Raw genomic sequence first — 24,774 nt, forward strand, 5'->3', positions numbered from 1 at the left:
GGTCCAGACTCCGGTTATAACGAATAATTGCGTCCTAGAATAGTGCCATTGAGGTAAATATTAGTACCCGGTCTGATTCTCCAGAGGTTTGGTGCGGAACCAGCCAGTCACCGCGAAACGAGGTGTTTTGGCGAAGGGCGCGACAAATGTGACTGAGTGCACATGGGCAACATCGAACAGGACCAGCGAGTTAAACTGCGGCGCCCAGGCGTCACGAGGCGTGCCGTCATCCTGAAAAAACTGCAGCATGCCACCCCAGTCGGGGTGCCACTGAGGTGAAAAATTCATGACATAGGCGACCCGTCTGCCTTCGCTGGGGTGAAAGTCATTGTGTCGCGTCAGGAAATTGCCTGGCAGATAACGTGTTGCCTGAGCTGAGGCTGCCAGTATGTCAGCATGACCACTGATCTGTCTGATCTGTTCCAGAAAAGGCTCGGCATTGATGAGTTGTGCAAATTGCGTGAGCGCAGCAGGGGTGTCCACTGCGCTCCGGCCAGTAATATCGTGGCGGCCGTACAGAAAACCTGAACCCCGGCTGGCATTTTCGTGGATTTTCTGCTGCAGACTTTGTATCTGGTCATTGGAAAGCTGACGCATCTCGGCATCGCTCAATACACCGTTGTCGCCATCAATATTGAAGGCGCTGCTGAACGGTGTTTCCCGAGCCAGTGTCTGCAACAGCTGGCTTGCATCATCCGCTTTCAGGAAATTCGCGACACGGACACGTCTGTCCAAAACGTATTGCTGATGGACGAGCTCGGGGCTGAACTCAGTATTGATGTCGATGCTCACTTAACGAACGACCTCTGTTGTACAGTAGGTGCTTTCGTCAAGGCGCCGCGTGTAATTATTAAGGATGCGTGAGCCTTCGGCTGCTTTGATGATGCCAGCGTTGATCTGTTTGCGGATAAGCTCGGTCATGCGACGGTCAAGGTCATTTGGGAAATACTGCACCTGGCTGAGCATGTCCTTGATACTGATACCCTTCAGTGTTTCCTCTATCCAGAAATTGCCTGATTCGTCATCGCGGGCGTAAACATGCACTTCATCGACCCGACCCAGCAGGTTGTGGGCATCTCCCAGAATTTCCTGGTAGGCGCCGACCAGGAAGATGCCAAGGTGGTATGCTTCGCCATGCCTGTGCGTGTGCAAAGGCAGCCAGCTGGTGTTGGTGTTGCCACAGACGTACTGGTCGATTTTACCGTCCGAGTCGCAGGTCAGGTCGACAACCTGGGCGCGCCGCTCCGGCCGCTCGTTGAGTCGGTGCAGCGGCATCACCGGAAACACCTGCTGTATCGCCCAGTGGTCGATAATGGAATGAAAGACTGAAAAGTCACACAGGTACAGGTCGGTCAGCTGTTCTTCCAGTTCAAGTTGCTCAGTCGGCGGTGTGGCAAGCTCAGCTTCTGCCAGCTTGTGCAACACCTCGCGGCAGGTGCTCCAGTAAAGGCTGTCAGTGTGTGCCAGCTGGTCCAGTGTCAGGTAGCCAAGGCGCATCAACTGATCGGCCTCCTCGCGAATCTCGCGAGCATCGTGATAGCACTCCAGCAGAATGCCGGTGACATCTGTCTCGCTGGCCTCCTGAAACGCAGTCTCCATGCGGGTGACAACGGCCGGGGAATCTGCAGGCGGCTCATCGTTCATTGGCGGACTGTCCGGGCGGTGGACGCCCAGCACCGGAATGATCAGCATTGAATGATGTGCTGTCAGCGCCCGGCCGCTCTCTGAAAGCAGGGTCGGAACCGGGACCCCACGCTCGTCACAGATCTCTTTGACGGCGTAGACAATGACATTGGCATATTCCCTGAGCCCATAGTTGATCGAAGACTCTGGATTATCATAGTCGCCACCGTAGTTGACGCCCAGGCCACCACCAACATCCAGGAACTGGACTTTGACGCCGCGCAGTACCAGATCAGCATAGATCTGGGTAATTTCCTTGACGGCGCTGCGCAGTACCTGGATATCTGATATCTGGCTGCCGAGGTGAAAATGCAGAAGTTCCAGACACTGGCCCTGGTTGCGCTTTTCAAGCGTTTTGACCAGGCGCAGCAGCTCAGGCACCGTCAGGCCGAATTTCGATCGTGCGCCACCGGACTCATACCAGCGTCCCGCACCCCGGGTGTTCAGTTTGACCCGCACACCCAGCCTTGGCGACATCTGTCGCTGGTCGGCCAGAATCATCAACTGTTCAAATTCAGAATACTTCTCAATGATGGGAACCACCTGCTGCCCGAGCTGTTGAGCGTTAAGCATCAGGGTCAGCATCACATGGTCCTTCACGCCGTTGCACAGCAGCAGCGTATCCGAGCCGATCAGCGGCAGCGCGGCCATCAATTCGGCCTTGGAGCCGCATTCGATACCATTATTGAACTCGCGCCCGGCCTCCATGACCTCGGCGACAACCTCCTGCAGCTGGTTTACCTTGATCGGAAAGATGCTGCGATAGCTGCCGTCGTACCCGGCTGCCTCGATTGCTTCGCGAAATTTGCGGTTCAGGCGCCTGACGCGGGAGCTGATGATGTCCTGAAAACGCACCAGCAGAGGCAACGTCGAGCCGCTCTCCAGTGCCTCGGCCACCACATCATTGATATCAATGCGCAGCTCAGGGTTATCCTCGATTGGGCGCACACTGACATTGCCCTGATCATTGATACTGAAAAAGCCGTCGCCCCAGACATCGACTGAGTACAGCTCGCGGGCATCGTCCAGAGTCCACGGCGATGAAGAGGTTTCTGTCATGAATTGAGTCCTTGTCGTTATTTGTTATCTGCGGCTTTGCAGTCAGCGTAAAGTGCCAGCAGTTCGATGGCGATCTGCGCACCTGCCAGCGCAGTCATCTCCGCATGATCGTAGGCTGGGGCAACTTCAACAACATCCATCCCCACAAGGTTGATGCCCTGCAGCTGACGAATGATGCTAAGTGCCTGCAGCGACGACAGTCCACCGGGGACGGGGGTGCCGGTGCCGGGAGCAAAAGCCGGGTCAAGGCAGTCGATATCGAAGGTAATGTACGCTGGGTGATTGCCCACGCGCTCCTTGATGCGCTGCGCGATTGCAGCGGCTGTCATGTCCTGAACCTGAGGCGCGTAAACGATGTCGTAGCCCAGCGTGTCGTCGTTGGTAGTCCGGATGCCAATCTGAATGGAATGTTCCGGAAGCACGATGCCTTCTTTGGCAGCCTTGTAAAACATAGTGCCATGATTGACACCCTCGCCAGATGAGGGCCAGGTATCGGTGTGTGCGTCGAAGTGGATCAGCGCGATCGGACCGTGTTTTTTGTGGTGCGCAACAAGACTTGGATAGGAGATGAAATGATCACCACCGAGCAGCAGCGTGGCCGTCCCCTGATCCAGGATCTCACTGATGCACGACTGCATATGCTTGATGCTGGCCAGACCGCCGCCCTGACGATTTTCGCAATCACCATAATCGACAACGCGCAGTGCTGCCAGGGGATCGGTTTTCCATGGCCAGGGGCGTTCCCATGCCAGCGACAGAGAGGCGTTGCGGATGGCTCGCGGGCCAAGCCTGGCGCCGGAACGATTCGTGGTTGCCACATCAAAGGGCACGCCCATGACGGCCACATCAATGCCGGTCAGATCCCGGCCAAATGGCGTACGGAAGAAACTGACGGCGCCACCAAAGCTGTGCGAATTGACGGCTCCGGTGCCCGGCTGACCCGTGATTGCGTTGTCCCAACTATTACCCATACTGATGTTTGTCCTCAGGAATCGCTTGATGTCTGTCATCAAACGTCTTTCGAATGCGTGTTAAAGGTAAACTACCTACCTGCCAAATCCAAGTGGGCGATAGGCGCAGTGAGTGATCTGCTCACCTGAAAGATGGGTATTTTGCGCGTTTTAGTTCAAAAAGAGATATGTAATCGATCTAGGCGGAAAATAGGACAAAAAACGGACTTAATGTCCTTGAGTGTCAAGAGTTGTAACACTTTTTCCACGAATTCTCCCTTTATCGCGACAGACGGCATGGGATACTCCTGTTAATTCTTTAAGATTGATCCATAACCGATCATCGTCGCGTATTCAGGACTATCATGACGCATCTAAGCACGATCCACAGACTGACCCGAACATGCCTGCTGGTATCCGGTTTGAGTCTGCTTGTAGCCTGTGGCTCAGAGCAGGAACAGGCGGCAGATAACCGGCCAGGACGTCCAGGCGGATTCGGTCCGGGTGGCGCGCAGGTCATCCCGGCGGTTGAAGTTGTTGTAGCGCGTCGCGGTGCACTGCCGCTGGAAGAGCGGTTGACGGGCAGGGTCAGTGCCCGCAGTCAGACCGAGATCTATCCCGAAGTTGCGGGCCCGATCACCGAAATCTACATCGACAATGGCGACTTCGTGAACGAAGGCGACCCACTGGTGCAGCTGCGTGACGACGAGTATGTCGAACGTTATCAGCAGGCGCAGGCAGGCCTGGATATCGCGCGGGCGCAAACCCGTCAGGCAGAAGCCAATCTGCAGGTGCTGGAAAGCCAGATGCGTCGCGTGCAGGAATTAACCACACGGCAGCTGGAGACTGCTTCAGCGTTGGAGAGCATCCAGGTTGAAGTAGAAGTGGCCAGGGCCAACGTCGACCTGAGAGAAGCCCAGGAAAGCCAGGCACAATCCATTCTTGAAGAGCGCCGGCTGCAGCTTCTGAATACCACGGTCAGAGCGCCGATCAGCGGCACTGTAGGCCAGCGTAATGCCGAGCGAGGCCAGATCGTGAATACCGGTTCACGCCTGTTTCTGATCGGTGATATGGATGAGGTCCGAATTGAGGTTCTGATCACTGAGCGGCAGCTTAATTTCATTCGTGAAGGGATGACAGTCAATCTTTATTCCGAAAACTGGCCTGATGTCGTCCTTGAATCAGAAATCTCCAGAATCTCTCCTTTCCTTGATACCAGCACGCTGCGCACTCAGGCCTATATCGACATGGCCAACCCGGATGGTCTGATGAGACCGGGCATGTTCCTTAACGTGGATGTACTCTACGGCGAATCTGCCGAAGCTGTGCTGATCCCGAACAGTGCGCTGTATCGAAATCCGCGAACCGGCGAGGAGGGCGTCTATGTCATGTCGCCGCCTGGTGAAGAGTTTCGGCCTGTGGTTGAAGTCGACGGCGCCCCTGCGGTTTCTCCTCCGGCTGCGGTGCGATTCGTGCCTGTCACCGTGATCGCCAGTGGTCGCATGGCGTCCGGCGTACGTGGCGTGCAGGAAGGTGACTGGGTTGTAACGGTTGGTCAGAACATGCTGACGGGTAATGTGCCCGAGGCGCGCGCCCGGGTCATGGAATGGAACCATATGATGTCGTTACAGCGCATGCAGAGCCGGGATATTTTCGACATCATCGATGCGGCTCGGGACGATCGTAACAACGCTGCCGAAAGCTGAGCAAGGGTAAACATCCATGGCACTTACGGCTAATTCCATTAAACGTCCCATCGCCACCACGATGGTATTCCTGATCATTATCACCCTGGGTACCCTGGGGTTTCGATACCTTCCCGTTGACCTGTTACCACCCATCGAACTGCCAGAATTATCAGTTCAGGTTGGTTATCCGAATGTCGGGCCCGAAGACATCGAGTTGCTGGTCACCGAACCACTGGAAAATGCGCTGGCGGTTGTGCCAGACATCGAACAGATGACCTCAACGTCCCGTGAGGGCCAGGGCTCTGTGACTCTGCGCTTCGCGCAGGGGACCGACATCAATGTGATCACCAATGACGTCCGCGAAGCACTGGACCGGGCGCGGCGCAGTCTGCCTGAAGACGCCGATCCACCCCGCATCAATCGCTTCAACCCTGACGATTCGCCCATCATGATTCTGGGTGTGCAATCAGACATGGATCTGATGGACCTGACCACCATCATGGAGCGTGATCTCAGTCGCCGCTTTGAGCAGATTGGTGGCGTGGGTGCCGTAGATGTCTGGGGTGGTATCGATCGTGAGATCCGGGTGGAAGTACGGCGTGACAGGCTGCTTGCCAGTGGTCTGACCATGAACGACATTTCCTCTGCGATTGCCGCCGAAGGCAACAATGCCCCGGGCGGTAACGTGCAGCGCGGTTTGTCCGATCTGTACGTCCGATCCATTGGCGAGTTCACCGACGTCGAGCAGATCCGTGATGTGGTAATCCGTAATGTGGAAGGCGTCCCGGTGCGTGTCGAGGACGTAGCCGATGTTCAGTACGCACGTGCCGACATTGGCCGCTACATCGAGATCGACGACATTCCGATGATCCGTATGGGCATACGCAAACAAAGCGGTGCCAACACGGTAGCTATTGCTGAGGATATTCGCCGGGAGGTAGAACGCGTCAATCTGGAACGCAATGATCTGAGCATGATTGTGGTGACCGATCAGAGTGAATTTATCCAGGAGTCAATCGACAGTGTTCGCAACTCCGCAGTCTGGGGTGGCATTCTGGCGGTTATTGTACTGATGGCGTTTTTCCGCAACGGTTCAATTACCGGCATCATTTCTGTCTCCATTCCTATCGCCATCATCGCCACATTCGCGCTGCTGTACTTTGGCGGATTGACACTGAATCAGATGAGTTTCGGGGGACTGGCGCTGGGTGTCGGTCTCATCGTCGATAACGCGATTGTCGTGATAGAGAATATTGTTCGACACCGACAGGGCGGCGCCCGGCTCAAACGCGCGGCACAGCGCGGTACGCGCCAGGTTACCGGTGCAGTGATTGCCTCTACTGTCACGACATCTGTGATCTTCCTGCCCGTGGTATTCATGCAGACACTGACCGGCACCATGTTCCAGGAAATGGCGCTGGTGGTTGTCTTTGCTCTGGTCTGTTCGTTGCTGGTCGCGCTGACGCTGGTCCCGATGCTGGCCAGCCGCTTTTTAACCATCAAACCCGACAGTGAACGAACCCAGCTCAGCAGCAATGAGCGCGTCCTGCAGTCATTGGAGAACCGTTACGAAAGTGTCATTTCCTGGGCGCTGCGTCACAAACTGATTGTTGTGGGTCTGGCAGCGGTACTTGTGGTCGGTTCAGTTTTCAGCCTGCGCTTCATATCCTATGAACTGACCCCGCAGACGGAGGCAGATACCATCAGTATCGGTATGCGCATGGACGAGGGCACCAACATCGCGATATTGCACTCCTATATGATGGAAATGGACACCATCATCCGCAATATCGTGCCCTGGGAAAATGTCGTTAACTACACGCGAGACGTGCGCAACAGTAATGCCGAGCTGGAATTGACGCTCGTTGACCTGGGTCAGCGAACGATGGACTCAGGAGAACTGGCCGACTATATCCGTGCGCGAATCGAATCGGCCATCCCGGGCATGCGCGTGTGGGTGCGCGCCCAGTCTGGCATGTGGATCATGCGTAGAATTTTTGGTTCGGGTGGCGATGACGCCATACAGATACAATTGCGCGGGTATGATCTGGATCAGGCAGAGCAGATAGCACAGGGGATTCAACGTCGTGTTGAAGTACTGCCGGGTATTGCTGACGTCAATCTCAGCCGGCTTGAAGGTCGGCCCGAGCAAAGTGTGATTTTTGACAGGGAGCGAATGGCGTCTCTCGGTATTGGCGCTGCTGATATCAGTCGTGCCATCCAGGCCAGCATAGGTGGCTCTCGTGCCGGCGTATTCCGCGATCGGGGCGATGAGATAGATATCAATGTCCGCTTGCGGCCTGAAGACCGTCTGAACGTGCAGGACATCGATAATATCTCGGTCCGGGCGGCGGATGGCACAGTCGTGCCAGTGTCATCGCTGGTGACTACCAGCTATGGTCGGGGCCCAACGGATGTCAGGCGCATCGATGGCCAGCGCGTTACCTACATTAATGCCAACCTGGAAAATGGTGTTGCACTGGGAGACGCCGTCGCGCTGATTCGTGCTGACCTGGCCCAGATGGCGCTTCCCGAGGGTTTCTCGATTGTATACGGTGGCGAATACGAGGAGCAGATGAAGGCTCAGGCAGACTTCATCATGGCCATCGCCATGGCGCTGATCCTCATCTACATGGTAATGGCGGCCCAGTTCGAGAGGTTTATCGACCCTCTGATTGTGATGGCCTCTGTGCCGCTTGCGATCGTCGGCGTGGTACCCACCCTGATTCTCACCGGCACGACCCTGAACATGCAAAGTTTCATGGGCATGGTTATGCTCATTGGTATTGTTGTGAACAATGCCATTCTGCTGGTGGACTACATTAATATCATGCGCCGTGAAGAGAAGATGGATCTGGTGCCCGCTGTCGTCAAGGCTGGCCATCTGCGTCTGCGTCCCATCCTGATGACAACCGCGACAACGGTGCTGGGGCTGATGCCGCTGGCGCTTGGTGTCGGGGCGGGAGCAGAAATGCAGGCCTCACTGGCGCGGGTTGTGGTCGGCGGCCTGCTGGCTTCGACCTTGATTACGCTGGTCTTGATTCCGGTTGTTTACGTGGCAGTGCACTCGGCCAAAGAGCGTTTGGCCAGGCGTCTGCCACGTGGTGACGCATCTTCCAGCCAGGGCTACAGCAGCGCTGGCTGAATATCCTCGGAAGCCTCAATGATGGTGCTGATAGTGTCCTGGTCATGCACTTTTTTCAGTGCACCGGAGTAAATGTCATAGTGCCAGCCAGTCAGACGCAGCTTGCCGTCCTTGACGCGGCTGGCGATCCACGGAAATGTCATCAGGTTGCACAGTGAATACCCCACCGCCGCCTGCTCACATCTTGCGTAAGTTGCGGGGTCTTCCAGTTTCTGACGATCAGCCAGTTTCGAGACCGGTCCGATGATCGACATCCAGCGCCCGATGAATGATGATTGATCCAGCTTGTCGCCCTGCTGGACCAGCGTGCGAATACCGCCGCAACGGGAGTGGCCCAGGACAATGATTTCCGGTACTTCCAGCACAGTGATGGCGAACTGCAGTGCCGCACTGGTTCCGTGGTAGGAGCCCTGTTCTTCATAGGGCGGAACCAGATTGGCGACGTTGCGGATCACAAACAGATCACCTGGTTCGGTGTCAAAAATACGTGACGGCTCCAGTCGGGCATCACAGCAGGTGATCAGAACGTAAGAGGGCGTCTGCGTTTGCGCTGCCTCCCTGATTTTGTCTTTATTTTCAGCGTAGTAACCGGCCTTGAAGCGCTTGTACCCGTCCAGTAGTTTGTCTGTCATAATCGTGCTCGCTTGTTATATTCCCTGTGTGCAGATCGCAGTATTGTATCCGACTGGGACGTTTGATTCAGTACTCGACTGCGACAAAATGCCACAGCGCCAGCGCTGTAATCCACAGGACGTTCAGGTAGAATTCAGAAACCGGCCCGTAAGATCAGAGGCCAGACCTAATGATTGATGAGGATGTATCATGAAACTGATGATGATTCGTAGCATGGCTGTCGCGTTGTTACTGTCTGGCCTGATCGGACAGGCATTCGCGCACGGGACTCTGATTGCCTCGATGCCGGGGAATGGCAGTGAGGTGAGCAGCCCGGAAGCACTGACGCTGACATTCAATGAGCCTGTCCGACTGTTGCGATTGACTCTGGTTCATGGTGCCGCTCACGAGATGGATATAGGCTTTGAAGCGGTCACGACTGCCTCAGCTGAATTCAGCTTCGAACTACCTGCTTTGATGTCAGGCGCACACACGGTCAATTGGACAATTATCGGACCGGATGGCCATACCGTCAGCGACAGCTTTGGATTTACTGTGAACCCAAATGCCAGCGGAGCACAAATGCAACAACATTCGCATGGCGCAGAGCACCACCACCACTGATTTGACCTAGTATGACAGCGTGGCTGCTGGCCAGCCTGGTGACCAAGTCTCTGGTTTATATGGCCATGCTGGCCGCCGGTGGTGGCCTGTTCATTTCCCTCCTTTATCCGCTTAAGGCGATCACCGTCCGCTACCTGCTGCCTGCTACTGTTATGGGTCTGCTGGCGGTGTGTCTGTTTTTTCTTGTTCAGATCGGGCAGGTCAATCAGCAAAGCTTTTCCGGCATGTTCGACATGCAACTGGGCGTCATCCTGGCGGAGACTACGCTAGGTGAAGGGCTGCGCTGGCGCCTGACAGGGTTTGCGCTGGTTCTGATAGCGGCGGCCACCATCTGGCTTGCTGACACCCATTCACGATTTCATGGCTGGATAGCAGCGGCTTTCATCACTGGTCTCCTTGGCTGCACCGCTCTGGCGGTGTCAGTCGCCGTGCTTGGCCATGTCAACATACTGGACATGGCAACGCGTGTTGCAGCGGTGCTGCACCTGCTGGCAGTGTCTGTCTGGATCGGCTCATTGCTGCCGCTTTTGTGGGTGTGTCAGCAGGCATTTCAAGGTGATCGTTATCCTGGCAGGTTGATATTGTTGCTGCGCCAGTTTGGTCAGTTTGGCTGGCTGTTTCTGGGCCTGATGGTCGTCAGTGGAGTCTGGATGGCCTGGCAACTGCTGGGGAGTTTCAGCGCCTTGTTGACTACAACTCATGGACGTTTCCTGTTGCTTAAGCTGACGCTGGTGGCACTCCTGATGGCGCTGGGAGCCACTAATAAGTTCTTCTGGGTTGCTCGTCTGGTTGAGCCACAGAGCAGGCATGGAGCCGTCAAGGGACTGCGTTTGACTATTATGATGGAGATTGTGCTGGCTGTTGCTGTTGTTGTGGTAACGGCACTGATGACAACGGTGGAGGGTCCGGTCCGCTAATCTGTTGTTTTTAGCGCTATTGTAAAAAAATTGTCACAAAACAAATTGTAATATCCGGCGGCTTTTACTAGACTGCGCCCCAAATGAACTACTTCGATATTACATATACCGCGCTGGGTGGACTGGCAATCTTCTTCCTCGGGTTGAAGTACCTGTCGGAGTCACTGCAATCGAGCGGGCAGGAAGCCATCAAGCGCATCCTGGCGTCGCTAACCCGTAATCGGGTGATGGCGGTGCTTGCCGGCCTGGGTATCACTGTCTTCGTTCAGTCCAGCTCGATCTCGACGGTGATGACTGTCAGTCTGGTTAACGCCGGCTTGATGGAGCTTAAGCAGGCCATTGGTGTCATCCTCGGCGCCAACATTGGTACGACCGTCACGGGCTGGATCATCTCAATCAAAGTAGGCAAGTACGGCCTGTTTCTGATAGCGCTGGGCATGTATCCCATGTTTGCGGCACAGCGGCAGTGGCTGGCGACGCTGGGCAAGACGTCTGTTGCACTCGGCCTGGTGTTTACTGGCCTGGAGTTCATGAGTGGCGCATTCGTGCCGCTGCGCACAGACGAAGCTTTCATCTCCTATCTCTACCTGTTCGATGCGGATTCACTGTTCAGTCTGCTGGCCTGCGTGGTCCTGGCGTGCCTGCTGACAGTTATCGTACAGAGCAGCTCAGCCATGCTGGGTATTACCATTACTCTGGCCACGACGGGAGTTATCGATTTCAATACGGCGGTCGCTCTGATTATTGGCGAAAATATTGGTACCACCATTACGGCCCAACTGGCCGCCATTGGTGCCAACACGTCAGCGATCCGGGCGGCGCGCGCCCACGCCATCTTTAATATCCTGGGCGCGATAGTACTGGTGGCCGTGTTCCCCTGGTACGTGCAGTTTGTTGATCTGATTGTTGGTGGCGCGGCTGATGAGCTGGATGCAGAAGGCATGCGTCCCTACATCGGTTTCCACATTGCTGTAGCTCATACCATGTTCAATGTGATCAACGTGCTGATCTGGGTACCTTTCATCGGTTTCCTGACCAAAACTGTTATCTGGCTGGTACCGCAGAAAACCGAGAAGGAAAAGCACAAACTCAAGTATCTGGGCAACCGCACTACCATGGCGCCCGAGGTTGCATTGCAGCAGGCCGACCTGGAAATGGACAACATGGTCGAGATTACGCGCGAGATGTTCACCACAACGCGTGAGTACGTGCTCGGCAATGGTCACGACAAGAAGATGTTTGAACGCATCAATCATCTGGAAGACATCACCGACAACATCGAAGAAGAGATGATCAAGTTCATCACTATTGTGATGACCGGTAATCTCAGCCAGGAGCAGTCGGCACGCTCCTATGGTCTGATGCGGATGGCGGATGAAATCGAAAGTATTGCTGATGCTCTGCAGGCCTTCAGTATCTATCGGAGCCGATTGTTCAAGCGCAATGAAGATATCGGCGAAGAGGCCTGGCAGGACATCATGGTTTTCTTCAACGATGTTGAGGCTTACTTCAAGGCAATTCTCAAGGCCCGCCACGAGGACGCTGATGTTGACTCAGTCCGAGCGCTGATCAAGGACTCACGTCCGATCAAGAAACTGGGCAAGCAGATGCGTGACCGACACCTGGATCGACTGCGCGCAGGTCAGTATCCGGCTGTTACGGCGCAGACGTTCAGTGACATGTTCATGTCTCTGCAGCACATCAAGAATCACTCGGTAAATTACATCGAAGCCTACGCCGGCCTCTGACACGTCGACTCCGGAGCATCTGGTGCCTTATCGCTTCCGGCGCCGGAACCAGGGTGGCAGTCCTCGTCAGGTTTTCCTCGCTCCTTGCCACCCTGTCCCCGCCGCCTCGATTGAACCAAGGTGCCGCATCTTGCGGCAACTTTGGCCTCAGTTTGTTTAAAGGCAGCGGTCCGGAAGAAGGGTGTCACATCTCGCCCGGATCGCATCCTTTCACCTGGCGCCCGGCGGTGCGGGCCTCGACCTCGCACGCTACGCGGGCTCGGGACTCGAACAGTCCTACCCGCTGATCGGTCGCCAGGCAAAAGGATAAAGCGCGCCCTGATTGGGCGAGCTGCTGACACCCTCCTTCCTCCCCTTGTGCCATCGTCAATCGCAACAAAGCTGCAACAGGCGCCGACTCTGTCTGGACACGGCGCAGAAGCCCGAACGAAGAGGTCTGTGGCCGAATTGCCATCCCAACTACAGAGTACATTGTGTATCCCTTTTGGCTCGCGCTTACCAATCGTGAATTCTGATTGAGCCTTTGATGATAGACAGTGTCGAAACTGGCACAAGGGCAGGGTAGTGGGTGGCAGAATCATGCCCAATCAGGCAGGTTTTTGCTCCTGCAAAACCTGCATTCCCGCCATCCATGGCGGTTGGCGCGTCTATCATTGTGCCGGACACCCGATCAGCGGGCGGGACTGTCTGAGTCCTGAGCGACGCAGTCGCGAAGTCGAGTTCCCCCCCGCCGGGTGTCCGGTGCAAGGATGCGATCCGGGCATGATCTGCCACCCGCTACCCGGACCGCTCTCAAATTGTGCGCAAATTACGGACTGCAAGCGATCAGCGAGAGGTGTGCCGTTGAGCGATGTAGAAGCTGACCAGCGACAGGGTTGCCGCGGTGAGCATCAGCAGCAGCATCGGATAGACCGTGCCGTTGAACATCAGCGCAACCAGCTGCGCCGCCACCGCGGAGAAACCCATCTGCAGAAAACCCGTCAGCCCCGACGCACTGCCAGCCATATCCGGGAACTCATTGATCGCCGCCGCCTGCGCATTGGGTAGCGATATCCCATTCCCGAACGTGGTCAGCGCAATCGGCATGAACAGTGCGAGCGGGTGCAGCAGACCGCTTAGATGCAGGATCAGTGCGACTGAAATGCCTGTGATACTGAGCCACGATCCGCTAGTGATCATGCGTTTGACACCAAATCTGGTTGAGAGCCAGCGGGCCACGTAGTTTCCGGCCATAAAGGCAGAAGGGATCAGCACGAAGTAGTAGCCGTATTCGTTGGGTGGCCGGTTCAGCACCGATACCATGACTTCTGGTGCGGCGGCGATGAAACTGAAGAACATCACAGAGACGAAGGCGACATTCATGGCGTAGGCGCTGAAGATGCGCGAGCGCAGCAAAGTCACGAAACCCTTCAGCATGCTGCCGACACCCGTAAATGGTGTCTGTTTTTTGAGTGTTTCCGGCAAGGCCCGCTGCATGGCAAACAGCATCGTTAGGCTGATGGCAGCAACCAGGTAAAAAATGCTGTGCCAGTCAAACCGGATCATCAGTTCACCACCCACCAGGGGGGACAGCATCGGCATGACCACCATCACCATGACGAGGGTCGCAATGACACTTGCCGCGCGATCGGCGGGGTAGGTGTCGCGCACAATGGCGCGAGCCAGAACCAGCCCCACGGCGCCGCCGGCTGCCTGCACAATGCGCCCAAAAATCAGCCAGCCAATGCTGTCAGCAGCCATACAGAGAATGGAGCCGATGACGGTGATTGATATGCCAGCCAGCATCACTGGCCGGCGCCCGTAGCGATCCGACAATGGTCCATAGATCAGTGTTGCTATGGCGATGGATAGCATCGACAGGCTAAGGGTGAGCTGCGCGGTGCCCGTTGATACTTCAAATGTCTCGCGCACGATCGGAATGGCAGGCAGCATGATCTGCATGGCAACAGGGCCAAGGGCTGATGCTGCCGCCAAAAGCACGATCATGCCGCGTGAGAATTCTCGCGGGGAGTCAGACATGTAAGATTATTTCCGTAAGGTCAGGGCCCCAGCACTGCTTCGCGTTGTTGTTGCAGGTTGGAGTTATCCCGGGAACTGATGATGACGCTGGTCCCAAGCAGGGCCAGACGCTGAGAGCGGCTGATATTATAACCCAGCGCGAAGGTCTGGTGTTGGAACTGGCGCATCAGCACTGCGATCTCATCCAGCTCCTCATCGTCTTCCTGAAGGGCTGGTCTGTCTTCAGGCCAGTCTCCGGCCTGCACACAGGATAATGAATCACCCTGACGGTCGCGCAGACAGAGCGTGGGCTCAGCGTCACCGTCCTGCTGAATGGACACAGCTAAGCCCTGATTGTGCAGCATGAAACGGGGTGAGCGCTGCAGATAGTCACTGAGGTCTGAGCTGAAAAGCGTGTTTCCTGTTGTCAGTGTGACGGGGAGGGCAATATCCAGGCGCCGGAACAGACTGGGATCATGACGCAACGCGTAGGTAAAGTGACCGATGGCCTCTTCATGGCGGTCGTCGCGCCATAGCGCATTGGCCAGGCGGGCACTGACGCGGGCGCGCAACATGACTTCCTGCCCTGGCAGTAAGCGCAGCGCCTGCTCGGCGGATGTCAGCAGACTCTGACGTCGACCCTGACGGGCATGAATTTCACTCTGGTAGGCGAAGTAGTAACCTTCATTCAATGTAAAGGCACCCTCAGCGGCTGCGGCATCCAGCAGCTCTGCCATGACGCCGGCACCGATAAGGTCAATTAACTCATGTTCCATCCACTCCGGGATATGCACATCCAGTGGGGCGTAAGGCCGCAGTCGACTGACAAGCGTCTGCTCATCGGCGAACAGTGAGGCGGCGAGCCGCCCTGTGCGCCAGGCCTGGAAACGGGCTGCCTGAGCTTCAATCCACAGACGTCCGTTACTGAACCAGGGTCGGGTTGCCATGCGCTCCCTTATCTGTTGATAGCGCATCTGGTGAGCCATGCTGTTAACCAGAGCAGAATAGGAATCTTTCTGGGCCTCATCCGCTGTGTAAGACCCGGTGCGATCCGGCTGGTTCAATGCCGCCTGTGTCAACCGGGCAGCATCGTCGGCATAGCCTGACAGCAGCAGAAATGCGGCACTGACCATAAAATGATCAGCGCGATTCATCACACCAACCAGCGGCGTCTGGTTTTCGCGCCAGACCAGCATGCGATCCAGCGCCTGACGCGCCTCGTCAAACCGGGACTGGTTCATGTACAGGTAAAGCTTGTAGACCCAGGGGTTGCCAACGCTGTCCGGGTCCATACGACGTGAGGCACGATCAAGAAAGTCCTCGGCCTCAGCAAACTGCAGCAGATTTAGAGAGACTTCCGCAGAGTTGAGCAGATGCACAGTATCCAGGTCTTCAAAGCCCTGCGCTGCGGCAATCCCGGTGTCTTCGTTCATGGCGTTCTGACAGGCGGCCAGCGATTCATTGGGTCGCAGGTCTGCCAGTTCCACAGCGCACAGGGTATTCCAGGCGCGACTTCGCTCGCCGGGGCTGTTGCTGGTGCTGAGAACTTTCTCGGCACTTTCACGAGCCTCGTCGTAGCGTTTCATCTTGATCAGTGGCCAGCCACGAAACGACTCGGTGTCCTGCCCGTAAATCTGGCTGATCTTGTCCAGATAAACCAGCGACTCCTCCTGATTGCCGATCAGCTGATGAGCATAGGAGAGCTGGCTGAGCGTCAGGTAGTGCCAGACCAGGTTGCCAGACTCCAGCGCACGTCCCAGTGATGTGTAATTTGTCAGCGATTCGGCAATATTAAGGTGATAAAGCGCTCTGGGCAGGTTGCCTTCAACCCGGAACAGAACTTCGGCAAGTGCGTACTGTGCGCCTGGAGAGTCGGGCGCCTCGGCTACCCATTGCTGTGCCAGTTCCCGGGCGCGAACATTCTGGTCGAGTGCCAGCGCATCACATACGGCCAGAGCCTGAGGCTCGGTGATATCGGTCATGCCAAAACACAGACGCGAGGCGCTGCGGATTGGGACGTTGCTCAGATCCTGACCCTGTTCACTGTCCTGTGCCGAAACAAAGGATGGCATGACAAATACTGCGCTTGCCGCAACAGCGCAAAAAAGCTGTCTGCCTGCTTTGCCAAAGCCTGTTGGGGTCAAGTGTCTCATGCAGTGGTCACGCTTGCCTTCTTTAATGTGCTGCGGGCCAGTTGTTCCATCGGCTCGCGCATACAGTCTCGGAGCACTTTGTTGAAATCGGCAATGCCGGGCGCCAGTTCGACACGATGGGCCAGTACATGCGGCAGCAGTGTTTCAAGATCCTCGGCACTGACGTAAGCGCGCCCGCGCAGTGTGGCCAGTACCTGTAGAGCGGGCAGGATCAGCACCAGGCTGCGCGTAGAGTTGCCCTGCAGCACGCGTTCGTCGTCCCGAAGTCTGCGCGATATATCGACCAGGGCAGTTTTTATGGCCTGGGCAATATGTACCTGTTCATCGATGGTGCGCCGCGCGGCAAGAATATCACTGCGGCTGACTTTGACAGCTTCCTGGCTTTGATCGCGCCTTTGCTGCCAGGTGTCCAGAACCTGCAGTTCGGCATCGCGATCGATATGTGCCATGGTGATCTTGAACAGAAAACGGTCAAGCTGTGGCGTCGGCAGAGGGTAAGTGCCCACCAGATCCAGCGGGTTCTGGGTGGCGATGACAAAGAACAGCGAATCGAGTTTATAGGTGACGTTGTCAACGGTTACCTGCTTTTCACCCATGGCCTCAAGCATCGCCGACTGTACTTTGGGCGAGGTGCGATTGATTTCATCAGCCAGGACAACATGCGCAAACAGCGGGCCATAACGAAAGTGGAAGGTGTTGGCGTCAGCATCAAACACGGAGCTGCCTGTGACATCAGAAGGCAGCAGGTCTGGAGTAAACTGGATTCGTCTGAAGGGCACTATTGGTGGTTGTTCCGCAAGTGCTGAAGGCCCTTTGCCATCATCAATGATGGCTTCACCAAGTGCCTTGGCCAGCGTTGTTTTGCCAGATCCGGGGAAATCTTCCAGCAGCACGTGACCATCTGCCATAAGGGCAATCAGCGTCAGGTCTATGACCTCGTCACGTCCAATCACCTGAGCTTTGACAGCCTGCTTCAATTGCTGAAGAACAGTCTGTGCGGCTGACAGCGGCGCAGAAGTTTCCAGTTCAGATCCCTGTGTGTCCATGCCCATCCTCGCTATATGCAAATTGCCATTATCTGTATTTGTAGTTTGCCCGACGGGGTCAGGCTTTAGTGTGTGTAGTACCAGGGTGCCGGGTGCACAGTTCCCAGCAGTCGACGCCAGCGGGGTACTGACTGCGATATTTCAGCAGCGAGTTGTTTACGCAGCCCGTTCCATTCAGCATTTGCCATGGCATGTCCCGAAACAGATTTCCCTGCCAACGCCAGCGAACCCTGCGGTGACCAGGCGTAGCCTGGTGCCTGCTGAAGATGCCATTGTGTCAGCTGATGCAGCGTCGGGAACTGGGCAGCATAGCGCCGCGCAAATGCTTCCCGGCTTTCACCACGACGCCGTCTGACGCCGACACTCGCCAGTGTGTCCAAAGCAGCGCGGTACTGGACTCGATATTGGTCGGAGACCGGGGACCAGGCAGGACATTGGGCACGCCATAGACGCACCAGCCATGCCAGGATGATCAGTGTTGCGGCGACAATTAGAAGTGCTGTCAGCAGTTGTCTGAATGATGGCAGTTCGCTGGTCTGGGACTGTTGCTCCAGGAATCCCTGGAAGCTGGCGTCATCACGCAGCATGTCAGCCAGCATCTGCTGCAGCGAATCCTGCGGCTCTGAGGACATATCTACCAATGTTCGCGACGGGGTTGGGTCGACGATTACCCAGCCCAGGCCATCCAGGTAAATCTCCGGCCAGGCGTGACCGTGAATAGCCTGGATAAGCAATGCAGAGCCGCCGGCACGGTTGTCTGCCGGGACTGAGTAGCCTATGCCCACCCGAGCAGGAATACCCAGGCTGCGATACATGTAGGTGGCTGCGTAGGCAAAGTGGACGCAGTAACCTGTTACATCGCCAAACAGGAAGGATGCCGCCGGGTCGGTCGCGTAGGCGTGCTGGTTTTCCAGGCTGTAGATACCGTTGTCATCCAGCCAGGCCTTGACGGCGAGCGCCTTGGCATAGGGGTCATCCTCAAAACCCTCGCGCATATTGCTGACCAGATGCTCAGCAAACTCACCGTAGCGAGGGTCGTCCGGCATTGCCAGATACTGTTCCCACTGGGCGACTGTCCAGTCGGGCGACCCGGCACGTCTGCCAATAAGGTCCGGAAACTCAAACTGTGGCACCAGTGATTCAACGGTATAGGTCTGGGTAAAGCGCAGACTGTTGGGGTTGGGCGCTGGTTCAAAGCGCACGGGTGCCTCCAGCCCAAACGGGCTGCGGTGTGGTGTCAGCAGGCCGATAGTTGTTGTGACACTGCGGCGCATGTCCTGCGCGGGAATGTGTTCGGACACTGATACTTCACTGGCGGGAAACTGTTCAACCAGGTCCACGTCCAGGTCGTCCCGCTCTGCTGTCCACAGCAGCGTGCCATTGAACTCGGAGTAGGCAGACTCACGGAAATAGTAGGCGCCGTTTTCCGGCTCATAATCATCGCGGAACAGCACGATGGCGACGGGCGCTTCCCGGTCATTGGCGTCGTTGTCGCCATCCCGGAACGGGTTTTCTGACTGTGAGCCACCGCCTGCGCCCTGACCCGTCAACCCGAGGTCATCCGTCATCTGTGGAGTGGGCATACCAAATGTCTGTACATACAGCAGCAGGGATAGGCAGACCAGGGCGAGTACCGAGAAATGGTAGGGCAGCCTGCGCTGGTTGCCTTCCAGCATCAACAGGACTGTCAGCGTCAGCACCGCCGCGACACCAACGCCCATCAGAATGTTGGATGGATCCATGCCTCGAATCAGTGCAAAGTCACCGATGAAGTAAGGGCGGTCGATCATGCCTCGCTGATGCGCAGCAAGTGTGATGACAAATGCACAGGTCACAAACAGCAACTCTGGCACACTGCCCCAGCTATGGCGTCGTGCGTATAGCCGCAGCAGCAGCCCGACACTTGCGGCAAGCACCAGCCAGAAAAGTAGCTGGCCCAGCTGAAAGGCGGGCATGGCACCCAGCCACTGCGCAAGAAATGACTGTCGGGTCAGCAGGTTGGCAAGGCTGGTAACCAGCGCCGTGAGAACCACGAGTCCGGCCAGTAGCGCCAGTGACCTGAGTTTGAGTACGGCTGTGCCTGATCGGCTGTCGATCCACAGGCAGGCCAGCAGGCAACCCAAAAAGGCCGCTGCAGAGCCGGCCACTGTCGTCAGAGGTGTGCTTAATACCCAGCAGGCGCCTGCCAGCACAATAGCACGCAGCAACCGGTGGGCGTTGGATACGCGCCTGGCTGAATTATTGCCTGTCGGGGATGCAGCGGAGTGAGACATCATAAGTCCTCGACATTAAACCCTTTTCAGACCCTGGTCAAAAGTCTGACCAGATTGACGATCCACTATCAGCACCCGGGCACCAGCGCCCGTCAACTTCGCCGCCAGAGACTGCAGTTCAGTGAGGCCACTGCCATATTGCTGATAATCGGGCTCATACAGCAGGCGCTGCCACCAGGGCGCTGAGGTCTGTTGACTGAGGTCGTCTGTCGCCAGTACAACTGTGAAAGGGCCGGTGAATTTTCGCATCGTTGTGGATAAGGCCTGCACCCAGGCTCCGGTCAATGCGGGCGCGAAGACGATACAGGCCGCCTGATTGCCCGCCTGGCTGTGTAGAAAGTGGTCGAGTGATCCATTGTTTCCTGACTTGTCGCTGCGCCCTGCGGCCTGCCATGAGCCGCATATGAGCGGCAGCGCTGCCTTGGCGGTCCTGGCCACTTCGGGGCTTCCGTCAGCTCCGAAAATCCAGGTATCACCCAGTGCGCCATTGGTCACAGCAAAACGCGCCACGCCAGCAGCGGCTTCATCGCTTTCACCAGACAACAGGTAGGCCAGCGTTCGGTCGGCCTGAAACATGCTTTTTTCCGGAAGGCGAACATTCAGGTGCCTGTTGCGTGCGTAGACGCGCCACATGATGTCGCGGACAGAGTCACCAGGCGCGTAACGTCGAATGTCCATACGGTCACCCTCAGGCTTGCCACGCATGTCCGGTATGCCGTCTTCAGAATCCATCGAGCGCAGCAATGGCAAATGGCGCAGATTGCCGGTGCGGGGCAGCACCATCAACGACATCGGCTGCGTCATTCGCCACGAAAAGCGGCACAGACCAAGGACATCTCGTATCGTAAACAGGCGTGTGACCTGCGTGCCCAGACAGCGATGCCCTGGCACGATGATCTCTTCCAGTTGTCCTGTATCGGGTTCGAGCTCGACGCGTGTTGTCATGCGACTGGGAGCAACGACCTGCCATTCAAGCGACATCATGGGCAACCAGCTGTGACCGGATAGCTGCAAAGCGGTTTCGTTGGCATAACCGGCCTCCGCCTGCAGCGACGGCAATGGCGTATTCATGGTGGCTGCCAGTCGCCTGCGCAGCAACAGGCCAGTAACGGTCACCATTATCGCGCTGACAAGCACAATGCTGAGGGCGCATACGGTCAGTGCAAACACCACCAGGTCCATGCGCTGGTATCCAAAGCCGCGCAACGCGGCCAGTGATGCGATCAGAATCAGAACACCTGTGGTAGTTATCGGTATGTGCGGCTGCAAGCGTCGGGTTCGCTGCTGCAACTGGCGCCAGTTGCTGAAAACACCAGGATAGCGCGATGCGAGATCGATGCGGCTCATGGCGCAGGCTCCTGTTGAGGAGCCTGGTGTGCACGCTGCACCTGCTCGAGACATTGCGCCATGATGCGATTGTTGCAGCTGTGCACGAGATGTCTGGCATTAAGTAACTGCGGTATTTCAATGACGACCACTACCATCAGCACCATCAGGCCAAAGGCTGATGTCTGCGAGGCATAGACCAGATATAGTCCCCCCAGCGTCAGGCTCAGTGTGATAAGCCCCCTCAGCCAGCGGCGCAGGTAGAAATGATGGATGCCAGTGGGAAATACCCAGTTCAGTGCCCGGTAGGTAGACGGACGCTTGAGGTGTCGCTGTTCCAACAACTGGTATTGGTGTTTTAGAGGCGGTGGCAGGGCGCGCGCGGTCTCACGCAGCTCATGCTCTTCCAGGTTCAATGCTTTTTCCGAAAACATGCATCGCCTCTTGCCTTGGCATGGCCACTACGTCTGCAGCAAGATCACTGCTGCGCGACAGAACTGAGTTTATCCTGATTTCGCTGCCAGATTACCACGGCTGCCAGAAGTGCCGCTCCAACAATATGATGATAAACGGTAAGTGGAGCCCACAACAGCAGCACAGCCGCCACAGCCAGCATCAGAGCCGTTACCGCATTCAGAGGTCGGTCCAGGCGCCACTGAAGTAAACCGGCGGCAGCATACAGCCCTAAACACGACCAGAAGAAGGTATAAAAACGTTCAGGCCAGGTGCCGGAAATCAACGGCGAGTAAGCAAACAGCAGCGGCACCAGGTAAAGTCCCTTGGCGACCTTCCAGGAGGTAATGCCGGTGGCCATGGGTTTGGTACCGGCAATACCCGCTGCGGCAAACGCTGCCAGACAGACAGGCGGTGTGACGTTACTGTCCTGGGACAGCCAGAAGATGATCAGGTGGGCGCTGAGCAGCATACCGGTCAGCAGCTCTGGGCTAAGCAGTTCCGCGCGCAGCAACTGACGCATCTCCAGTGGCATTTCACGCAGAGCGACCATGGCGTCACCACCAAACAGGTTGAGTGTCGCAACCACATTGGAGGGCAGGTCGGGGGCACTGAGTGCTTCCATCATCGCATCACGGGCAATCAGGTCAAACAGGATGGGGGCTGACAGCGTTGCCAGAACGATATACGACGCGGTCACCGGCAGGCCCATGCCCAGTACCAGTGAGGCTATGGCGACCAGCACCAGGCTGATCAGCAGGCTGCCATCTGCCCATTCCACGATCATCAAAGAAAATGCATTGCCGACACCGGTGGTGGTAACCACATTGATGATCAGCCCAACGGCCACCAGCAGCAGGGCGGTGGAGACCATGGTACGGACACCATCGACGGTCGCATCGAAAATGCCCTGCCATTTCATTGGGGTTGGTGACAGCCAGGATGCCGCGATCACGGCCAGGATGGCCACGGCAGCTGCCCTGATCGGTGTATATCCTGCAATCAGCAGCCCCACCAGGACGCCAAGCGGAATGATGAAGTGCCAGCCGGTTCGCAGGACCGTCCATACGCTGTCGTGGTCACCGATCTTGTCGGCAAACAGACCCAGGCGCTTGGCCTCAATACGCACAAAAAACATGACAGTCAGGTAGTACAGCATGGCTGGCAGCACTGACATGGCGATGATGTGCAGGTAGGGAATCTGTGTGTAACTGGCCATCACAAATGCGCCTGCGCCCATGATGGGGGGCATCAGGGCGCCACCTGTGGAAGAGGCTGCCACCACGCCTGCCGAGAACTGTGGATCGAAACCCGATCGCTTCATCATCGGAATGGTAATGACCCCTGTGGACACAGTGTTGGCGACCGCGGATCCGGAAACTGAACCCATCAGACCCGAGCCGATGACGGCGACAAAACCGGCGCCACCGGTAAACCGGCCGGCCAGACAGCGCGCGAAGCTGACAATGAAGTCTCCGGCGCCGGATTTGAGCAGGAAAGAGCCAAACAGGATAAACATGAAGACATAGGTCGCAGAGATGTTGGCCGTTGTGCCAAACATGCCTTCTTCGCTGAAATAACTGCGGTACAGAACGGTTTCCAGGCTGAGTCCTGGAAAGGCGAATACGCCAGTGATATAGCGGCCCATGAACAGGATGTAGCTCAAAGAGATCATGATCAGCACCGGCATGAACCAGCCGGTGGTGCGCCGCGTGAACTCGATGGCAAGCAGCACGGCAGTGGCGGTCACCACGTAGTCGCTCAGTATGAACTCGGCTTCGCGGGCATACAGCGCATCTTCAAAGAAAATCATGTAGCAGGTGACCAGCACTGCCAGAGCAGCCAACACGACATTGACGGCTCTCAGCCAGAGTGGAGGGGCAGCGTGATCGACCGTTGCTTCATTGCCAGACAGGGCGCAAAGAGCGACGAATCCACCAAAGTGAATGGCCGAGAACCACAGTTCCGGGATGGTGGCAAAAACGTTAACGTAGACATGGAACAGGGCAAACAGGAAAGCCGCCCATTGCAGCAAGGGTGATTTCATAGGTCATCGATGCCCGCGGGGCGATCTTCTCCTGGCATGATCAGGCGCTCTGGAATTTCCAGCCCCCGCTCACGATAGTAGCGAATGGCACCGGGATGCAGCGGAGCACCGAGTCCGCGAACGGCGCGCTGCAACTGCATATCCTTGGTGGCGGCGTGTATCTCCTGCAGGGCGCTGAGGTTCTCCCAGATGGTCTTGGTGATCTGGTAAACCACCTCTTCAGGCACATCGGAGCGCGCGGCAAGCACATTGGGGCTGGCGATGGAACGAACCGGCTCGCTCTGATTAGGATAGGTATCTGCGGGAAACTCGTACCAGTCCCACAGGTCATAACGCCGATTGATATCGATAAGGTCCTGCTCAGTGAAATTGAGAAGTGTCAGCTCATCGCCCATCTGCGCGAACGCCTGGGTGATAGCGCTGACAGGCGCACCCGCCGGGACATTCATACCGACCACATTGCCATCCTGGATGGCATTGGCTGCACCACCGTAACCCATCCAGGCCAGTGACATTTTCTCTTCGTAATTGATGCCCAGCGACTCAAGAATGTAACGACCTGTCTGCTCGGCACCGGAATTGCGCGCACCCAGCACAAAGCGTTGACCTGACAGGTTGTCCAGGTCGCGGATAGTGCCGGTTTCGACCAGATCGTTGGTGATGACAAAATGTTCGACGTTTAGCCAGACGGCAGCCACTGATCGCAGGCCTGTCTGTGGACGGCTGATGGGGCCTTCGCCATTCCAGCCCCAGGCTGCGAAAGGACCCTGCAACAGGGCAAACTGGGCCTGGTTGTCACGCAGGAGTTTGATATTTTCCAGAGACCCTGCTGAGCTGATCGCGGACAGTGCGATACCTTCCGGTCCCAGCTGGGATTTGGTGATGGTGGCGATAGCAACTCCAATGGGGTAGTAGGCCCCGCCGGTGGTTGCCGTCGTCAGGATGTATGGACGATTGCCCGCCAGTTCGTCAGAACACGAAGCCAGCGTGAGCAGCCCTGTCAGTATGATTATCAGCCGCATCTTCATGGGCGCTGATATAAGCATATTTCC

At 56.6% G+C, this 24,774-nt stretch carries 17 protein-coding genes; 5 read left to right on the forward strand and 12 right to left on the reverse strand.

Going from position 1 to position 24,774, the window contains the following annotated elements:
• Positions 1-60: 60 nt before the first annotated feature.
• The 3 genes from LVD14_RS07210 to speB are packed head-to-tail and all read right to left on the reverse strand — an operon-like array spanning position 61 to position 3,719.
• A complete protein-coding gene (locus LVD14_RS07210) occupies positions 61-792 on the reverse strand; it encodes a 2OG-Fe(II) oxygenase (RefSeq protein ID WP_237133348.1) in 732 nt (243 codons plus the stop codon).
• The gene (gene speA, locus LVD14_RS07215; RefSeq protein WP_237133349.1) at positions 793-2,742 is read right to left on the reverse strand and encodes a biosynthetic arginine decarboxylase; all 1,950 of its coding nucleotides are present in this window, start codon (positions 2,740-2,742) and stop codon (positions 793-795) included. It abuts the gene before it with no gap.
• A 17-nt stretch (positions 2,743-2,759) separates the two neighbouring features.
• On the reverse strand, positions 2,760-3,719 hold the full coding sequence (speB, locus tag LVD14_RS07220) for an agmatinase (RefSeq protein ID WP_411268269.1): 960 nt from the start codon (positions 3,717-3,719) through the stop codon (positions 2,760-2,762).
• Positions 3,720-4,057: 338 nt separating this feature from the next.
• Between speB and LVD14_RS07225 the strand changes: the two genes are divergently transcribed.
• Both LVD14_RS07225 and LVD14_RS07230 read left to right on the forward strand, forming a co-directional pair.
• Complete coding sequence (locus tag LVD14_RS07225) at positions 4,058-5,398, forward strand: efflux RND transporter periplasmic adaptor subunit (RefSeq protein WP_237133351.1); 1,341 nt, start codon at positions 4,058-4,060, stop codon at positions 5,396-5,398.
• 16 nt (positions 5,399-5,414) lie between these two features.
• Entirely contained in the window at positions 5,415-8,525 is a 3,111-nt protein-coding gene (locus tag LVD14_RS07230; protein WP_237133352.1) for an efflux RND transporter permease subunit, read from the forward strand.
• Here LVD14_RS07230 and LVD14_RS07235 read toward each other — a convergent pair.
• Positions 8,507-9,157: a carbonic anhydrase gene (locus LVD14_RS07235; RefSeq protein ID WP_237133353.1), complete on the reverse strand. Its 651-nt coding sequence runs from the start codon at positions 9,155-9,157 to the stop codon at positions 8,507-8,509. The genes LVD14_RS07230 and LVD14_RS07235 overlap by 19 nt on opposite strands.
• Before the next feature lie 190 nt (positions 9,158-9,347).
• On the opposite strand from LVD14_RS07235, the gene LVD14_RS07240 reads away from it, so the two are divergent.
• From LVD14_RS07240 to LVD14_RS07250, 3 genes are all read left to right on the forward strand, one after another.
• Entirely contained in the window at positions 9,348-9,761 is a 414-nt protein-coding gene (locus LVD14_RS07240) for a copper resistance protein CopC (RefSeq protein ID WP_237133354.1), read from the forward strand.
• Positions 9,762-9,772: 11 nt separating this feature from the next.
• Positions 9,773-10,678, forward strand: coding sequence for a CopD family protein (locus LVD14_RS07245; protein WP_237133355.1), 906 nt, complete (start codon positions 9,773-9,775; stop codon positions 10,676-10,678).
• An 83-nt stretch (positions 10,679-10,761) separates the two neighbouring features.
• Positions 10,762-12,426, forward strand: a complete 1,665-nt coding sequence (locus LVD14_RS07250) for a Na/Pi cotransporter family protein (protein WP_237133356.1) — start codon at positions 10,762-10,764, stop codon at positions 12,424-12,426.
• An 825-nt stretch (positions 12,427-13,251) separates the two neighbouring features.
• Here the strand turns inward: LVD14_RS07250 and LVD14_RS07255 are convergent.
• From LVD14_RS07255 to LVD14_RS07290, 8 genes are all read right to left on the reverse strand, one after another.
• On the reverse strand, positions 13,252-14,445 hold the full coding sequence (locus tag LVD14_RS07255; RefSeq protein WP_237133357.1) for a multidrug effflux MFS transporter: 1,194 nt from the start codon (positions 14,443-14,445) through the stop codon (positions 13,252-13,254).
• 20 nt (positions 14,446-14,465) lie between these two features.
• Positions 14,466-16,496 (reverse strand): tetratricopeptide repeat protein, encoded by a 2,031-nt coding sequence (locus tag LVD14_RS07260; RefSeq protein ID WP_237133358.1) that lies wholly within the window; start codon positions 16,494-16,496, stop codon positions 14,466-14,468.
• A gap of 77 nt (positions 16,497-16,573) precedes the next feature.
• Positions 16,574-17,623 carry an AAA family ATPase gene (locus tag LVD14_RS07265; protein ID WP_237133359.1) on the reverse strand — a complete coding sequence of 350 codons (1,050 nt, stop codon included), beginning with the start codon at positions 17,621-17,623 and terminating at the stop codon, positions 16,574-16,576.
• Positions 17,624-17,688: 65 nt separating this feature from the next.
• Complete coding sequence (locus LVD14_RS07270) at positions 17,689-19,899, reverse strand: transglutaminase-like domain-containing protein (protein WP_237133360.1); 2,211 nt, start codon at positions 19,897-19,899, stop codon at positions 17,689-17,691.
• A 12-nt stretch (positions 19,900-19,911) separates the two neighbouring features.
• Positions 19,912-21,243, reverse strand: a complete 1,332-nt coding sequence (locus LVD14_RS07275; RefSeq protein ID WP_237133361.1) for a DUF58 domain-containing protein — start codon at positions 21,241-21,243, stop codon at positions 19,912-19,914.
• Positions 21,240-21,656 (reverse strand): TM2 domain-containing protein, encoded by a 417-nt coding sequence (locus LVD14_RS07280; RefSeq protein ID WP_237133362.1) that lies wholly within the window; start codon positions 21,654-21,656, stop codon positions 21,240-21,242. Before LVD14_RS07280 ends, LVD14_RS07275 begins: the two co-directional genes overlap by 4 nt.
• Positions 21,657-21,700: 44 nt before the next feature.
• Positions 21,701-23,722 carry a TRAP transporter permease gene (locus LVD14_RS07285; protein ID WP_237133363.1) on the reverse strand — a complete coding sequence of 674 codons (2,022 nt, stop codon included), beginning with the start codon at positions 23,720-23,722 and terminating at the stop codon, positions 21,701-21,703.
• Positions 23,719-24,768: a TAXI family TRAP transporter solute-binding subunit gene (locus LVD14_RS07290; protein WP_237133364.1), complete on the reverse strand. Its 1,050-nt coding sequence runs from the start codon at positions 24,766-24,768 to the stop codon at positions 23,719-23,721. Before LVD14_RS07290 ends, LVD14_RS07285 begins: the two co-directional genes overlap by 4 nt.
• Positions 24,769-24,774: the final 6 nt, after the last annotated feature.

The organism is Pseudohongiella sp. O18, assembly GCF_021729085.1.
GTDB lineage: Bacteria > Pseudomonadota > Gammaproteobacteria > Pseudomonadales > Pseudohongiellaceae > Pseudohongiella.

Excerpts from the sequence above, each read along its gene's own strand:
- LVD14_RS07240 (WP_237133354.1), top strand. The coding sequence starts at position 9,348 with ATGAAACTGATGATGATTCGTAGCATGGCTGTCGCGTTGTTACTGTCT.
- LVD14_RS07245 (WP_237133355.1), top strand. The coding sequence starts at position 9,773 with ATGACAGCGTGGCTGCTGGCCAGCCTGGTGACCAAGTCTCTGGTTTAT.
- LVD14_RS07270 (WP_237133360.1), bottom strand. The coding sequence starts at position 19,899 with ATGATGTCTCACTCCGCTGCATCCCCGACAGGCAATAATTCAGCCAGG.
- LVD14_RS07230 (WP_237133352.1), top strand. The coding sequence starts at position 5,415 with ATGGCACTTACGGCTAATTCCATTAAACGTCCCATCGCCACCACGATG.
- LVD14_RS07250 (WP_237133356.1), top strand. The coding sequence starts at position 10,762 with ATGAACTACTTCGATATTACATATACCGCGCTGGGTGGACTGGCAATC.
- LVD14_RS07255 (WP_237133357.1), bottom strand. The coding sequence starts at position 14,445 with ATGTCTGACTCCCCGCGAGAATTCTCACGCGGCATGATCGTGCTTTTG.
- LVD14_RS07260 (WP_237133358.1), bottom strand. The coding sequence starts at position 16,496 with ATGCCATCCTTTGTTTCGGCACAGGACAGTGAACAGGGTCAGGATCTG.
- LVD14_RS07235 (WP_237133353.1), bottom strand. The coding sequence starts at position 9,157 with ATGACAGACAAACTACTGGACGGGTACAAGCGCTTCAAGGCCGGTTAC.
- LVD14_RS07285 (WP_237133363.1), bottom strand. The coding sequence starts at position 23,722 with ATGAAATCACCCTTGCTGCAATGGGCGGCTTTCCTGTTTGCCCTGTTC.
- LVD14_RS07275 (WP_237133361.1), bottom strand. The coding sequence starts at position 21,243 with ATGAGCCGCATCGATCTCGCATCGCGCTATCCTGGTGTTTTCAGCAAC.
- LVD14_RS07290 (WP_237133364.1), bottom strand. The coding sequence starts at position 24,768 with ATGCTTATATCAGCGCCCATGAAGATGCGGCTGATAATCATACTGACA.
- LVD14_RS07280 (WP_237133362.1), bottom strand. The coding sequence starts at position 21,656 with ATGTTTTCGGAAAAAGCATTGAACCTGGAAGAGCATGAGCTGCGTGAG.
- LVD14_RS07265 (WP_237133359.1), bottom strand. The coding sequence starts at position 17,623 with ATGGACACACAGGGATCTGAACTGGAAACTTCTGCGCCGCTGTCAGCC.
- LVD14_RS07225 (WP_237133351.1), top strand. The coding sequence starts at position 4,058 with ATGACGCATCTAAGCACGATCCACAGACTGACCCGAACATGCCTGCTG.
- speA (WP_237133349.1), bottom strand. The coding sequence starts at position 2,742 with ATGACAGAAACCTCTTCATCGCCGTGGACTCTGGACGATGCCCGCGAG.